Below are 14,703 nucleotides of genomic sequence, written 5' to 3'. Positions count from 1 at the left end.
CTGGAAGGGATCACCCCACCCCGGCAGCGTTGCCGCGGCCCGAGGAGTTTTTTCGTGACCAGCACTGCGCAGGCACCTCAGCCAGGAGCCAGGACGGCTCATCCCGAGCATCTCGGGCATGTCATCTTCATCGCGGCGGCGGCCGCCATGGGCGGATTCCTCTTCGGGTACGACAGCTCCGTCATCAACGGCGCTGTCGAGGCCATCCGCAGTCGCTACGACATCGGCTCCGCGGCCCTCGCGCAGGTCATCGCGATCGCCCTGATCGGCTGTGCCATCGGCGCCGCCACGGCCGGCCGCATAGCCGACCGGATCGGCCGCATCCGCTGCATGCAGATCGCCGCCGTCCTCTTCACGATCAGCGCCGTCGGCTCCGCACTGCCCTTCGCGCTGTGGGACCTCGCCTTCTGGCGCATCATCGGTGGCTTCGCCATCGGCATGGCCTCGGTCATCGGCCCCGCCTACATCGCCGAGGTGGCCCCGCCGGCCTACCGCGGCCGGCTCGGCTCCTTCCAGCAGGCCGCGATCGTGGTCGGCATCGCCGTCTCCCAGCTCGTGAACTGGGCCATCCTGAACGCCGCGGGCGGTGACCAGCGGGGCAAGCTGCTGGGCCTGGAGGCATGGCAGGTCATGCTCGGCGTCATGGTGATCCCGGCCGTCCTCTACGGCCTGCTCTCCTTCGCGATCCCCGAGTCGCCGCGCTTCCTGATCGAGGTCGGCCGCAAGGAGCGCGCCCGCGAGGTGCTCAAGGAGGTCGAGGGCGACAAGATCGACCTGGACGCCCGGGTCGCCGAGATCGAGCACGCCATGAAGCGGGAGCACAAGTCCTCCTTCAAGGACCTTTTGGGCGGCTCCTTCTTCTTCAAGCCGATCGTCTGGGTCGGTATCGGCCTGTCGGTCTTCCAGCAGTTCGTCGGCATCAACGTCGCGTTCTACTACTCCTCGACGCTGTGGCAGTCGGTCGGCGTCGACCCGACGGACTCGTTCCTCTACTCCTTCACGACGTCGATCATCAACATCGTCGGCACCGTGATCGCGATGATCTTCGTGGACCGCGTCGGCCGCAAGCCGCTCGCCCTGATCGGCTCGGTCGGCATGGTCGTCGGCCTCGCGCTGGAGGCGTGGGCGTTCTCCTACGACCTGGTGGACGGCAAGCTCCCGGCCACCCAGGGCTGGGTCGCCCTGGTCGCCGCCCATGTGTTCGTCCTCTTCTTCGCCCTCTCCTGGGGCGTGGTGGTCTGGGTCTTCCTCGGCGAGATGTTCCCGAACCGGATCCGCGCCGCCGCCCTGGGTGTGGCCGCCTCCGCACAGTGGATCGCCAACTGGGCCATCACCGCGAGCTTCCCGTCGCTGGCCGACTGGAACCTCTCCGGTACCTACGTGATCTACACGATCTTCGCCGCGCTCTCCATCCCGTTCGTCCTGAAGTTCGTCAAGGAGACCAAGGGCAAGTCCCTGGAAGAGATGGGCTGACCCGCGTAGCGAGGCTCCCGAACTCGGGGAGAAGGGCCAAGTCCCCGCTGCCCCTCTCCTCGTACCGTCCGCCGCCCCCGGCCCGGCCACTGCCCGGACCGGGGGCGGCGGTGTCGTTCCCCCGGTCACCGGCTCAGCACGCGCGGTCCAGCGGTTGCCGGGCTCAGCGCACGGCGGTCCAGTGGCCACCGGCTCAGCACACGGCGGTCCAGTGGCTGCCGGGCTCAGTCACCCAGTGCCGGAAGCACCCGCTCGGCCAGCAGCCGGAGGCTTCGCCATCCCTCCTCCACCGGCATGCCGCCCGCCAGCGGATGCAGCACCAGGCTGTCCAGCCCCTGTGCCACGCACTGCTCCGGGGTGAGGATCCGGTACACGCCCTCCGCGCGCAGCTGATCCACGGTCGTGGCCGCCGACTTCACCGCCGAGCGGATCTGGTCCGACTGCCAGGAGGCGTAGGTCCGGGCCTCGTGCAGGAAGTGGCCGCCGTACTCGGCCCACGCCCGGTCCGGATCCTCGGCGAGGTGCAGCAGCGGGGTCTCGGCGGCCGGCATCATCGTCCAGCCCTCGGTGCCGTACTCGGTGAGCCGCTCCTTGTAATACGCCTCCAGCTCCGGCAGATGCGCGCTCGGGAAGAACGGCAGGCCGAGCCGGGCGGCCCGGCGGGCGGCGGCCTTCGAGGAGCCGCCCACCAGCAGCAGGGGGTGCGGATCGGTGTACGGCCGCGGGGTGAGCCGTACCCTGCGGCCCCGGTACGCGAACTCCTCGCCGGTCCAGGCCATCAGCAGGGTCTCCAGCAGCTCGTCCTGGAGCCTGCCCCGGCGCTTCCAGTCGACGCCGAACAGGGCGTACTCCTCGGGCCGGTAACCGATTCCGGCCACGGTCACCAGCCGGCCGCCGCTCAGCAGGTCCAGCACGGCGATGTCCTCGGCCAGCCGCAGCGGGTCGTGCAGCGGGCCGATCACCGCCGACACCGTGACCGCGATCCGGCGGGTGGCCCCGAACACCGCGCCGGCGAAGGTGAAGGGTGACGGCAGCCAGTTGTTGTCGGCGCCGTGGTGCTCCTCCGTCTGCACGGTGCTGATCCCGTGCTCGTCCGCGTACGCCGCCATCTCCAGCGCGGCCCGGTAGCGGGCGGACAGCACGCCGGGAGGGGCGCCGGGCGCGACGAGGTTGAAGCGTACGACCGTGACGGGCATGGGAAGTCCCCCTCCGGTGCGAAGCGGTGGAGGGGGACGGTAACTGACATAGCGTCAGATGGCCATGGGGACACGAGGACGGGCTCGGGGGGTGACGTGGCCCTCCGGTCGAGCCCGCGGTCAGGCGTCGACGGTCGCCCGCTCCTCGGCCCGCTCGTCGGCGGCCTGGGCCGGAGCCGCCACCGCCGGCTTCGGCAGCACCAGGTACAGCACACCCGAGATCACGATCGTGGCGACCCAGCCGAGGCCGTACTCGCCGATCACGTTGTTCTTCGCGAGCGGGCCGGTGAACCAGTCCGAGGTGGTGAACATCAGGCCGGCCAGCAGGCCGATCGCCCAGGCGGCCACGGCCGCGGGGGAGAAGCCGCCCCGGTACCAGTAGGCGCTGGTGCGCGTGGTGTCCGCCATGGCCCGGCCGTCGTACTCGGTGCGGCGCAGCATGTCCGTCCCGAACACGCCGACCCACGCGGAGAAGGCGACCGCCAGCAGCGACAGGAAGGCGATGAACGAACCCATGAAGCTCGTCGCCACCAGCATCAGCACCCCGCCGAAGATCAGCGAGATCACGGCGTTGACCGAGACCGCCCAGTGCCGCGGCACCTTGAAGCCCAGGGTCTGCGCGGTGAAGCCCGCCGAGTACATCGACATCGAGTTGATCAGCAGCATGCCGATCAGCGCGATGCACAGGTAGGGCACCGCGATCCACGTCGGCAGGATCTCGCCGAGGAAGGAGACCGGGTCGGTCGCCGAGGCCAGGTCGGGCGTGGAGACCGCCATCACCGCGCCCATCAGGACCATCGGGAGCACCACGACACCGGCGCCGCCCACCGCCGTACCCACGATCGCCTTCGAGGACGCCGTACGCGGCAGGTAGCGGGTGAAGTCCGGCGCGGACGGGATCCAGCTGACACCGCCGGCCGCGATCATGCCGATGCCGGTGATCACCGCGGCCGTGGAGCCGGCGCTGTGGTCCATCACCTTCGACCAGTCGGTGTTCGCCACCAGGTAACCCAGGACCAGCACCGAGAAGACGGCGAAGAGGTAGGTCGCGTACTTGTTGCACTTCTGCACGGCGTTGATGCCGAGCCCGGAGATCGCGAAGGTCGCCACGACGAAGACCGCCAGGGTCACCATGTCCAGCACGCTGTTCGTCCTGATGCCGAACAGGATGTCCAGGATGGTGAGCATGGCGTAGGCGCCGGTCACCGCGTTGATCGTCTCCCAGCCCCAGCGGGCGACCCAGATCAGCGAACCGGGCAGCAGATTGCCGCGCTGACCGAAGACCGCGCGCGACAGCGCCATGCCCGGCGCGCCGCCCCGCTTGCCCGCGATGCCGATCAGGCCGACGAGGCCGTACGACACGATCGGCGCGGCCACGGCGACGACCAGCGCCTGCCAGATGTTCAGGTGGTACGCCACGACCAGGCTCGCGCCCATCGTCAGCAGCAGCACGCTGATGTTCGCGCCGACCCACGTGGGGAACAGCTCTCGGGTCTTCGCGGTGCGCTCGTGGTCGGGGACCTGCTCGATACCGCGGGTTTCGAGAGCGCCTTCGGTCTCGACGGATTTGCTCATGAAAGAGGTGCCAGACGTGGGGGGACAGTGTGACGTGGGGACTCTACGCGCGTGGATAGAGGTCGCACCATCGTACTTTGCTCCGAGTCCTCATGCTAAGTGGCCTTTGTCTCTCGGATGAAGGCACAAACGGCGCTGCCGAGTACCCCATGGCCGATACTGGTCGGGTTATGGAAATCGTCATCCTTGCTGTAGTCATCGCCGTGGTCGTGCTCGGCGCGCTCGGCGGGCTGATCGTGGGCAGCCGACGCAAGAAGTCGCTGCCCCCGCCACCCCCGAAGACGCCCGACATCACCGCGCCCCCGGCCGAGCCGCACGTCGGCGACGAGGCCGAGAAACCGCGCGACGAACCGCGCCGGACGATCGAGGAGGTGGATCTCCCCGGCGGCCCCGCACCGGTCGTCGTCGAAGAACCCCCCGTCGGCCCCCCTCTCGAGGTTCCCGAACTCGAGATCCCGGAGCCCACCGCAGGCCGGCTGGTCCGCCTGCGTGCCCGCCTGTCCCGCTCGCAGAACGCCCTCGGTCAGGGCCTGCTCACCCTGCTCTCCCGCGAGCACCTGGACGAGGACACCTGGGAGGAGATCGAGGACACACTGCTCACCGCCGACGTCGGCGTGCAACCCACCCAGGAACTGGTCGAGCGCCTGCGCGAACGCGTCAAGGTGCTCGGCACCCGCACCCCGGAGGATCTGCGCGGCCTGCTGCGCGAGGAACTCCTCAAGCTGGTCGGCACCGATGTCGACCGCACCGTGAAGACCGAGCCCGAGGACCGCAAGCCCGGCATCGTGATGGTCGTCGGCGTCAACGGCACCGGCAAGACCACCACCACCGGCAAGCTCGCCCGCGTGCTCGTGGCCGACGGCCGCACGGTCGTGCTCGGTGCCGCCGACACCTTCCGGGCCGCCGCCGCCGACCAGCTCCAGACCTGGGGCGAGCGCGTCGGCGCCTACACCGTGCGCGGCCCGGAGGCGGGCGACCCCGCCTCCGTCGCCTTCGACGCGGTCAAGGAAGGCAAGGAGATGGGGGTCGACGTCGTCCTCATCGACACCGCCGGCCGTCTGCACACCAAGACCGGCCTCATGGACGAGCTGGGCAAGGTCAAGCGCGTCGTCGAGAAGCACGCGCCGCTGGACGAGGTACTGCTCGTCCTGGACGCCACCACCGGACAGAACGGCCTGGTCCAGGCCCGCGTGTTCGCCGAGGTGGTGGACATCACCGGCATCGTGCTGACCAAGCTGGACGGCACGGCGAAGGGCGGCATCGTGGTCGCGGTCCAGCGCGAGCTGGGTGTGCCGGTCAAGCTGGTCGGGCTCGGCGAGGGCGCGGACGATCTCGCGCCGTTCGAGCCGGAGGCGTTCGTGGATGCCCTTATCGGTGAGTGAACCCGCCTCCGGACGCGGAGGTGTCCCGCTCATCCTGGGAACGTTCCCAGGACCGAGGAAGAAGCGCCCGCCCCCAAGGTGCAGTCGGGGACGGGCGCTTCGCCTTGCGGCGGCGGGTCACGTACGCGACCGGTGGGCGACGTACGCCAGCGTGCCGAGCAGCAGCCGCGCCGCCGGCGGCCGGGTCGCCGAGTCCAGCGCGGGCGGGCGCAGCCAGCGCACCGGGCCGAGGCCGCCGCGGTCGGAGGGCGGGGCGGTGATGTGTGCGCCGGGGCCGAGACCGCGCAGGTCCAGCGCGGCCGGAGCGTCCCAGCCCATGCGGTAGAGCAGCCGGGGGAGGTCGGCGGCGGCGCCGGGCGCGACGAAGAAGTGGGCGCGGCCGTCCGGGGTGGCGGTCACCGGGCCGAGGGGGAGGCCCATGCGCTCCAGGCGGACCAGGGCACGACGGCCGGCCGGCTCCGAGACCTCGATGACGTCGAACGCCTGGCCGACCGGCAGCATCACCGAGGCGCCCGGGAACTCGGACCAGGCTTTGGTCACCTCGTCCAGCGTGGCCCCGGCCGGCACCTGGGGGGCGAAGCCCAGCGGATGCGCGCCCGGCGCCGGGCAGCCGGACCGCCCGCACGAACAGGCGCCCCCGGCGGCCCGCGCCCCCGGCACCACGTCCCAGCCCCACAGCCCGGTGAACTCGGCGACGGCGGTGCACTCCGCGGAGCGGCCGCGCCGACGCGTGCCGGAACGGATCTCGCGGATGCCGCCGATCGTGAAGCCCATGCCCCCTCCAACGGGTCCGGCGCGCCGGTGGTTACGACGCGGAACGAGACGTAAGCGGAACGTAACGCTACGGCTCCGCCTTCCCGTGCGGTCGAGCGGCCAAGGCGGCGCCTTGGAGCGCACCGGGTGGTACCGGGGAGCCATGCGCCCCCGCGTGCATCACTCCGCCGACTTCCAGTCGTCCTGTGTCAAGTGAATCGCGCGGAGCCGACCGTGAGTTCATTCGAAGGGGTGGCGAATGGTGGCGTTTCTGGGATCCCCGTGGCTGGACGCGTGATCGTGGGATTACTGTGAGTGTGCGAGTCCTGGGGGCACATGCACCCGTGGGTATGCCGGAGGCAAGTCGTCGACTCGTTCGAAGAGTGAGAACCGGCGGACGGGGAGCCGTATTTACCGGCATTCTGATAGGGCTTGGCGCAGCAGGGCGACAAGTGGTCTCGGGAGTGGGGGCGTTCCAGTGGGCGGCAACGGCGGTAGCGGGACGAACGCTGACAAGCGCCCCAACGAGCTGCTCGGCTCGTGGTTCGTGCGCAGCGGCTGGTCCAAGGGCGAGCTGGCCCGCCAGGTGAACCGCAGGGCACGCCAGTTAGGTGCCAACCACATCTCCACCGACACCTCGCGAGTGCGCCGCTGGCTCGACGGGGAGAACCCCCGCGAACCGATCCCGCGCATCCTCTCGGAGCTGTTCTCGGAGCGCTTCGGCTGCGTGGTCTCCATCGAGGACCTCGGCCTGCGCGCCGTCCGCCAGTCGCCCGCCGCCTCCGGTGTCGACCTGCCGTGGACCGGCCCGCAGACGGTCGCCCTGCTCGGCGAGTTCTCCCGCAGCGACCTGATGCTCGCCCGGCGCGGCTTCCTCGGGACCTCGCTCGCCCTGTCCGCCGGACCCTCCCTGATCGAGCCCATGCAGCGCTGGCTCGTGCCCACCGCGGCCTCCCCGGCCCCGGCCGAGCCCCAGTCCGCGCTGGACCCGCGCAGGCCGGGCCGGCTGTCCCAGCCCGAGCTGGACCTGCTGGAGTCGACCACGCGCATGTTCCGCCAGTGGGACGCCCAGTGCGGCGGCGGCCTGCGCCGCAAGGCGGTCGTCGGCCAGCTGCACGAGGTCACCGACCTGCTCCAGGAGCCCCAGCCCGAGGCCACCACCCGCACGCTGTTCCGGGTCGCCGCCGAACTGGCCGAGCTGGCCGGCTGGATGTCGTACGACGTCGGCCTCCAGCCCACCGCCCAGAAGTACTTCGTGCTCGCCCTGCACGCGGCCAAGGAAGCCGGTGACAAGCCCCTCGGCTCGTACGTCCTGTCCAGCATGAGCCGCCAGATGATCCACCTGGGCCGGCCCGATGACGCACTGGAGCTGATCCACCTCGCCCAGTACGGCAGCCGTGACTGCGCGAGCCCGCGCACCCAGTCCATGCTGTATGCGATGGAGGCCCGCGCCTACGCCAACATGGGCCAGCCCGGCAAGACCAAACGCGCGGTCCGCATGGCCGAGGACACCTTCGCCGAGTCCGACGAGTGGGACGAGCCGGACCCCGACTGGATCCGCTTCTTCTCCGAAGCCGAGCTGTACGGCGAGAACTCCCACTCCTTCCGCGACCTCGCCTACGTCGCCGGGCGCAGCCCCACCTACGCCTCCCTCGCCGAACCGCTCATGGGGCGAGCCGTGGAGCTGTTCGCCAAGGACGCCGAGCATCAGCGGTCGTACGCGCTCAACCTCATCGGCATGGCCACCGTGCACCTCCTCCAGCGCGAGCCCGAGCACAGCGCCGAGTACGCCGCGCAAGCCATGGACATCGCCAAGAAGGTCCGTTCCGAGCGGGTGAACACACGTATCCGAAAGACGGTCGACACGGCCGTACGCGACCACGGCGACCTCGCCGCCGTGGTCGGCCTCTCCGAGAAACTCGCCGTCGACCTGCCGGAGACCGCAGAGGCGGTCTGACCCACCCCCGGTCACCTCGAGCACCACATGCCCCGGCCGCGGCCGGTCCTCCCGAACTGCCCGACTCGGCTCCCCCATGCCAGGTCATCGAGAGGCCCGCCGCGGCCGGTCCGTTCCTGCGCCTGGGCCGGCGCCACTCCCGCGGACGTGGTTGCTCCCGCGGACGTGGTTGCTCGCCGTCGTCGTTCCTCGACCGATGGTCGCGATCGAGCCGGCGTCCGGTCGCGGTCCCGGCCGCGGCGATTGCGTCACGATAACGATCGGCGTGCCCGGCATCCGGCAGTTCATGGACGCGTAACACGCAGGGCGCCTTCGTCACCCCGGCGAAACAACGAGGGGCTTCCACCGAAACCGCGCTGCGCCAGTCTCATGGCGCATAACCGGCCCACCCCTCAACCGACCGGACCGCTCAGGCACCGCCCGCACGGGGCCGCACCAACCGACGAGGAGACGCCGATGGCACCAGCCATCATGCTTGCGGCGGACGCACCCAGACTGTCGTCCGCCAACACAGGCTTCATGCTCATCTGTTCCGCCCTGGTGATGCTCATGACCCCGGGTCTGGCCTTCTTCTACGGGGGCATGGTCCGGGTCAAGAGCACCCTGAACATGCTGATGATGAGCTTCATCAGCCTCGGGATCGTCACCATCCTGTGGGTGCTCTACGGCTTCTCCCTCGCCTTCGGCACGGGCAACAGCCTCCTCGGCTGGAACGCCGACTGGATCGGCCTCAGCAACATCGGGCTGACGGAACTCTGGGACGGCTACACCATCCCGATCTACGTCTTCATGGTCTTCCAGCTGATGTTCGCCATCATCACCCCGGCCCTGATAAGCGGCGCCCTCGCCGACCGGGTCAAGTTCTCCGCCTGGGCGCTCTTCGTCGCCCTGTGGGTGACGATCGTCTACGTCCCGGTCGCGCACTGGGTCTGGGGCGCCGACGGCTGGGCCTACAAGCTCGGTGTGATCGACTTCGCGGGCGGTACGGCGGTCCACATCAACGCCGGCGCGGCGGCCCTCGGCGTCATCCTCGTCATCGGCAGGCGGGTCGGCTTCAAGCGGGACCCGATGCGCCCGCACAGCCTCCCGCTGGTCATGCTCGGCGCCGGTCTGCTCTGGTTCGGCTGGTTCGGTTTCAACGCCGGCTCCTGGCTCGGCAACGACGACGGCGTCGGCGCGCTGATGTTCGTCAACACGCAGGTCGCCACCGCCGCCGCCATGCTGGCCTGGCTCGCGTACGAGAAGATCCGGCACGGCGCGTTCACCACGCTCGGCGCCGCCTCCGGCGCGGTCGCCGGTCTGGTCGCCATCACCCCGTCCGGCGGCGCCGTCTCCCCGCTCGGGGCGATCGCCGTCGGCGCCATCGCCGGTGTCGCCTGCGCCGCGGCCGTCGGACTGAAGTTCCGGTTCGGCTTCGACGACTCCCTCGACGTCGTCGGTGTGCACATGGTCGGCGGCATCATCGGCTCCCTGCTCATCGGCTTCTTCGCCACCGGCAAGGGCCAGTCGGAGGCGACCGGCGTCTTCTACGGCGACCACTCCTTCGACCAGCTGTGGAAGCAGTGCGCGGGTGTCTTCGCGGTCCTCGCCTACTCCCTGGTCGTCTCCGCGGTCCTCGCCTTCCTGCTCGACAGGACCATCGGCATGCGGGTCAGCGAGGAGGAGGAGGTCTCCGGCATCGACCAGGCCGAGCACGCCGAGACCGCGTACGACTTCAGCGGCACCGGCGGCGGTGTCATCGGCTCCACCTCCACCGCCCCGGCCCCGGCCGCCCCGCAGAAGAACAAGAAGGTGGACGCATGAAGCTCATCACCGCGGTCGTCAAGCCCCACCGGCTGGACGAGATCAAGGAAGCCCTCCAGGCTTTCGGCGTCCACGGGCTGACGGTCACCGAGGCCAGCGGATACGGCCGGCAGCGGGGACACACCGAGGTCTACCGCGGCGCCGAGTACACCGTCGACCTCGTCCCCAAGATCCGCATCGAGGTGCTGGCCGAGGACGACGACGCCGAACAGCTCATCGAGGTCGTCGTCAAGGCGGCTCGTACCGGCAAGATCGGAGACGGCAAGGTGTGGTCCCTTCCGGTCGAGACGGCCGTACGGGTCCGCACCGGTGAGCGCGGCCCGGACGCGCTCTGAGCGGGAGCAACGGAACAAGGAGTCGCTGGGTGACCGGTACGGATGTACGGAAAGAGACAGAAGACTCGGGACCCGGCGGCTACGCGGCGGCCCGGCTGCGCCTCCTCACCGAGGGGGCGCGGTCCGGGCCGCCGCGCCGTACCGCCCTCGCCGAACTGACCGACGGCTGGCTCGCCCGGCTGTTCACCGTGGCGGCGGAGCGACTCCCGCAGAAGGGCGGTGGGCACCGGGAGGGCGGACTCGACGGCGTCTCGCTCGTCGCCGTCGGCGGCTACGGCCGTGGCGAACTGTCCCCGCGCAGCGACCTGGACCTCGTCCTGCTGCACGACGGCTCCGACCCCGGCGCGGTCGCCGCCCTCGCCGACCGGCTCTGGTACCCCGTCTGGGACCTCGGCCTCGCCCTCGACCACTCCGTGCGCACCCCCGCCGAGGCCCGCAGGACGGCCGGTGAGGACCTGAAGGTCCACCTCGGCCTGCTGGACGCCCGCCACCTCGCCGGCGACGCCGGACTCACCGCCGGCCTGCGCACCGCCGCCCTCGCCGACTGGCGCAACCAGGCCCCCAAACGCCTCCCGGAGCTCCAGGAACTGTGCGCCGACCGCGCCGCACGCCAGGGCGAGCTCCAGTACCTGCTGGAACCCGACCTCAAGGAGGCCCGCGGCGGCCTGCGCGACGCCACCGCCCTGCGCGCCGTCGCCGCCTCCTGGCTCGCCGACGCCCCCCGCGAGGGCCTGGCCGAGGCCCGCCGCCGCCTGCTCGACGTACGCGACGCCCTCCATCTGGCCACCGGCCGCGCCACCGACCGGCTCGCCCTCCAGGAACAGGACCAGGTGGCCACCGAGCTGGGCCTGCTCGACGCGGACGCCCTGCTGCGGCAGGTCTATGAGGCGGCGCGGGTCATCGCGTACGCCAGCGACGTCACCTGGCGCGAAGTGGGGCGCGTACTGCGCTCACGAGCCGTGCGTCCGCGCCTGCGCGCCATGCTGGGCGGCGGCAGGCCCGTCGCCGAGCGCTCCCCGCTCGCCGAGGGCGTCGTCGAACAGGACGGCGAGGTGGTGCTCGCCCGCACCGCCCGTCCCGAGCGCGACCCCGTCCTCCCGCTGCGGGCCGCTGCCGCCGCCGCACAGGCCGGCCTCCCGCTCTCGCTGCACGCCGTACGGCGCCTGGCCGCCGCCGTGCGCCCGCTGCCCACCCCCTGGCCCGCCGAAGCCCGCGAACAGCTGGTCACCCTGCTCGGCTCCGGCCGCCCGACGGTCGACGTCTGGGAGGCCCTGGAGGCCGAGGGCCTGATCACCCGCCTGCTCCCGGACTGGGAACGGGTCCGCTGCCGCCCCCAGCGCAACGCCGTCCACCTCTGGACGGTCGACCGGCACCTGATCGAGACCGCCGTCCGCGCCTCCGAGCTCACCCGCCGAGTCAGCCGCCCCGACCTGCTCCTGGTCGCCGCCCTGCTGCACGACATCGGCAAGGGCTGGCCCGGCGACCACTCGCTGGCCGGCGAGATCATCGCCAAGGACGTCGCGGCGCGGATCGGTTTCGACCGCGCCGACGTGGCCGTCCTGTCGGCACTCGTCCGCCACCACCTGCTGCTGATCGAGTCGGCCACCCGCCGCGACCTGGACGACCCCGCCACCGTCCGCTCCGTCGCCGAGGCGGTCGGCACCCACAGCACTCTGGAGCTGCTGCACGCCCTCACGGAGGCGGACGCCCTCGCGACCGGCCCGGCCGCCTGGTCCTCCTGGCGCGGCTCCCTCGTCGCCGACCTCGTACGGCGCGTCTCCGCGCTCCTCGCCGGAGACGCCCCCGACGAGCCCGAGCCGGCCGCGCCCACCGCCGAGCAGGAGCGCCTCGCCATCGAGGCCCACCGCACCGGCGGCCCCGTCCTCGCCCTGCGCGCCCAGACCGAACCGGTGCCGGACGAGGAGCAGCCCGGCGATCCGGAACCGCTGGGCGTGGAACTCCTCATCGCCGTCCCCGACCAGCCGGGCGTACTGCCCGCGGTCGCCGGCGTCCTCGCCGTGCACCGCCTCACCGTCCGCACGGCGGAACTGCGCGCCCTGCGCCTGCCGGACGACGTGGACGACGAGGGCAGGCTCCTCCTCCTCAACTGGCGGGTCGCCGCCGAGTACGGCTCCCTGCCGCAGGCGACCCGCCTGCGCGCCGACCTCGTCCGCGCCCTGGACGGCTCCCTGGACATCGCCGGCCGCCTGGCCGAACGGGACGCCGCCTACCCGCGCCGCCGAGGCTGGACCGCCCCGCCGCCCAGGGTGACGGTGGCCCCGGCGGCCTCCCACCACGCCACGGTGATCGAGGTCCGCGCCCAGGACGCGCCGGGCCTGCTGCACCGCATCGGGACGGCCCTGGAGAAGGCGGGTGTGCGGGTGCGCAGCATGCATGTGAGCACCCTGGGCTCCAACGCGGTGGACGCGTTCTACGTCACGACGCCGGCGGGCGACCCGCTGCCCGGCGGGGACGCGACATCGACGGCCCGGGCCCTGGAGGAGACGCTCCGCGGATGACCCTGCCCCGGTCCCCGCCACGCCGGGATACCCTGGAGGGCGATTCCTACAAGACCGTCACCGACCCCGAGGACCGCGAGCGCCGTGTTCGACACTCTCTCCGATCGCCTGTCAGCGACTTTCAAGAACCTGCGCGGCAAGGGACGGCTCGCCGAGGCGGACATCGACGCCACGGCCCGCGAGATCCGTATCGCGCTCCTCGAGGCGGACGTCGCCCTGCCCGTCGTCCGTACGTTCGTCAAGAACCTCAAGGAGCGCGCACTCGGCGCCGAGGTCTCCCGGGCGCTGAACCCGGCCCAGCAGGTCCTCAAGATCGTCAACGAGGAACTGGTCACCATCCTCGGCGGCGAGACCCGGCGTCTGCGCTTCGCCAAGCAGCCGCCGACCGTGATCATGCTGGCCGGTCTCCAGGGTGCCGGTAAGACCACCCTCGCGGGCAAGCTCGGCCGGTGGCTGAAGGAGCAGGGCCACTCCCCGCTGCTGGTCGCCTGTGACCTCCAGCGCCCGAACGCCGTGAACCAGCTGAGCGTCGTCGCCGAGCGCGCCGGCGTCGCCGTGTACGCCCCGGAGCCGGGCAACGGCGTCGGTGACCCGGTGAAGGTCGCCAAGGACTCCATCGACTTCGCGAAGTCCAAGGTCCACGACATCGTGATCGTGGACACCGCCGGCCGCCTCGGTATCGACGCCGAGATGATGCAGCAGGCCGCGGACATCCGGGACGCGGTCTCCCCGGACGAGATCCTGTTCGTGGTCGACGCCATGATCGGTCAGGACGCCGTCAACACCGCCGAGGCATTCCGCGACGGCGTCGGCTTCGACGGCGTGGTCCTGTCCAAGCTCGACGGTGACGCCCGCGGTGGTGCCGCGCTGTCCATCCGGCAGATCACCGGCAAGCCGATCATGTTCGCGTCGAACGGCGAGAAGCTGGACGACTTCGACGCGTTCCACCCGGACCGGATGGCCTCCCGCATCCTCGACATGGGTGACCTGCTCACCCTGATCGAGCAGGCGGAGAAGACGTTCAGCCAGGAAGAGGCCCAGAAGATGGCCTCGAAGCTGGCGTCCAAGAAGGGCCAGGACTTCACCCTGGACGACTTCCTGTCCCAGATGGAGCAGGTCAGGAAGATGGGCAGCATCAGCAAGCTGCTCGGCATGCTCCCGGGCATGGGCCAGATCAAGGACCAGATCGCCAACCTGGACGAGCGGGACGTCGACCGCACCGCCGCGATCATCAAGTCGATGACGCCGGGCGAGCGCCAGGACCCGACGATCATCAACGGCTCGCGCCGCGCCCGCATCGCCAAGGGCTCCGGCGTCGAGGTCAGCGCGGTGAAGAACCTGGTCGAGCGGTTCTTCGACGCCCGCAAGATGATGTCCCGCATGGCTCAGGGCGGCGGCATGCCGGGCATGCCGGGGATCCCGGGCATGGGCGGCGGCCCCGGCCGGCAGAAGAAGCAGCAGAAGAAGGCCAAGGGCAAGCAGCGCTCCGGCAACCCGATGAAGCGCAGGCAGCAGGAGCTGGAGGAGGCCCAGCGCCGCGAGGCCGCCGCCCAGGGCGGGGGCGCCTTCGGGCTGCCGCAGCAGGGCGGTCAGGACTTCGAGCTGCCGGACGAGTTCAAGAAGTTCATGGGCTGACCGGGCCCGTGCATCGCCGGGGCGCCCTTCCGTCGGAGGGGCGCCCTTACGCATGCCGGGGCCGGGGCGATGTCG

At 71.2% G+C, this 14,703-nt stretch carries 10 protein-coding genes; 7 read left to right on the top strand and 3 right to left on the bottom strand.

Annotated elements, in window-relative coordinates; translation table 11 throughout:
- Positions 1 to 54: 54 nt before the first annotated feature.
- Positions 55 to 1,473, top strand: a complete 1,419-nt coding sequence (locus ACIGYR_RS18155; protein ID WP_399598328.1) for a sugar porter family MFS transporter — start codon at positions 55 to 57, stop codon at positions 1,471 to 1,473.
- 224 nt (positions 1,474 to 1,697) lie between these two features.
- On the opposite strand, the gene ACIGYR_RS18150 is transcribed toward ACIGYR_RS18155, so the two are convergent.
- Complete coding sequence (locus tag ACIGYR_RS18150) at positions 1,698 to 2,669, bottom strand: LLM class flavin-dependent oxidoreductase (RefSeq protein WP_399598331.1); 972 nt, start codon at positions 2,667 to 2,669, stop codon at positions 1,698 to 1,700.
- 120 nt (positions 2,670 to 2,789) lie between these two features.
- Positions 2,790 to 4,244: a cytosine permease gene (locus ACIGYR_RS18145; protein ID WP_399598334.1), complete on the bottom strand. Its 1,455-nt coding sequence runs from the start codon at positions 4,242 to 4,244 to the stop codon at positions 2,790 to 2,792.
- Between the two features lie 170 nt (positions 4,245 to 4,414).
- Between ACIGYR_RS18145 and ftsY the strand changes: the two genes are divergently transcribed.
- On the top strand, positions 4,415 to 5,626 hold the full coding sequence (ftsY, locus tag ACIGYR_RS18140) for a signal recognition particle-docking protein FtsY (protein WP_391847240.1): 1,212 nt from the start codon (positions 4,415 to 4,417) through the stop codon (positions 5,624 to 5,626).
- Positions 5,627 to 5,743: 117 nt separating this feature from the next.
- On the opposite strand, the gene ACIGYR_RS18135 is transcribed toward ftsY, so the two are convergent.
- Entirely contained in the window at positions 5,744 to 6,400 is a 657-nt protein-coding gene (locus ACIGYR_RS18135) for a bifunctional DNA primase/polymerase (protein WP_399598338.1), read from the bottom strand.
- Between the two features lie 457 nt (positions 6,401 to 6,857).
- On the opposite strand from ACIGYR_RS18135, the gene ACIGYR_RS18130 reads away from it, so the two are divergent.
- From ACIGYR_RS18130 to ffh, 5 genes are all read left to right on the top strand, one after another.
- Positions 6,858 to 8,336, top strand: coding sequence for a hypothetical protein (locus tag ACIGYR_RS18130; RefSeq protein ID WP_399598340.1), 1,479 nt, complete (start codon positions 6,858 to 6,860; stop codon positions 8,334 to 8,336).
- A 456-nt stretch (positions 8,337 to 8,792) separates the two neighbouring features.
- Positions 8,793 to 10,139: an ammonium transporter gene (gene amt / locus ACIGYR_RS18125; protein WP_391847246.1), complete on the top strand. Its 1,347-nt coding sequence runs from the start codon at positions 8,793 to 8,795 to the stop codon at positions 10,137 to 10,139.
- Positions 10,136 to 10,474: a P-II family nitrogen regulator gene (locus tag ACIGYR_RS18120; RefSeq protein WP_039656487.1), complete on the top strand. Its 339-nt coding sequence runs from the start codon at positions 10,136 to 10,138 to the stop codon at positions 10,472 to 10,474. Before amt ends, ACIGYR_RS18120 begins: the two co-directional genes overlap by 4 nt.
- A 29-nt stretch (positions 10,475 to 10,503) precedes the next feature.
- On the top strand, positions 10,504 to 12,993 hold the full coding sequence (locus tag ACIGYR_RS18115; RefSeq protein ID WP_399598345.1) for a [protein-PII] uridylyltransferase: 2,490 nt from the start codon (positions 10,504 to 10,506) through the stop codon (positions 12,991 to 12,993).
- A gap of 84 nt (positions 12,994 to 13,077) precedes the next feature.
- Positions 13,078 to 14,628, top strand: a complete 1,551-nt coding sequence (gene ffh / locus ACIGYR_RS18110; RefSeq protein WP_399598346.1) for a signal recognition particle protein — start codon at positions 13,078 to 13,080, stop codon at positions 14,626 to 14,628.
- Positions 14,629 to 14,703 lie beyond the last annotated feature (75 nt).

Origin of the sequence: Streptomyces sp. NPDC053076, assembly GCF_044546845.1 — a bacterium.
GTDB lineage: Bacteria > Actinomycetota > Actinomycetes > Streptomycetales > Streptomycetaceae > Streptomyces.
The sequence above is the reverse complement of the archived record's forward strand: the minus strand, read 5'-3'. Positions and strand labels throughout refer to the sequence as shown.

Coding starts and splice junctions, on each gene's coding strand:
- ACIGYR_RS18120 (WP_039656487.1), top strand. CDS start 10,136: ATGAAGCTCATCACCGCGGTCGTCAAGCCCCACCGGCTGGACGAGATC.
- ACIGYR_RS18145 (WP_399598334.1), bottom strand. CDS start 4,244: ATGAGCAAATCCGTCGAGACCGAAGGCGCTCTCGAAACCCGCGGTATC.
- ftsY (WP_391847240.1), top strand. CDS start 4,415: ATGGAAATCGTCATCCTTGCTGTAGTCATCGCCGTGGTCGTGCTCGGC.
- ACIGYR_RS18135 (WP_399598338.1), bottom strand. CDS start 6,400: ATGGGCTTCACGATCGGCGGCATCCGCGAGATCCGTTCCGGCACGCGT.
- amt (WP_391847246.1), top strand. CDS start 8,793: ATGGCACCAGCCATCATGCTTGCGGCGGACGCACCCAGACTGTCGTCC.
- ACIGYR_RS18150 (WP_399598331.1), bottom strand. CDS start 2,669: ATGCCCGTCACGGTCGTACGCTTCAACCTCGTCGCGCCCGGCGCCCCT.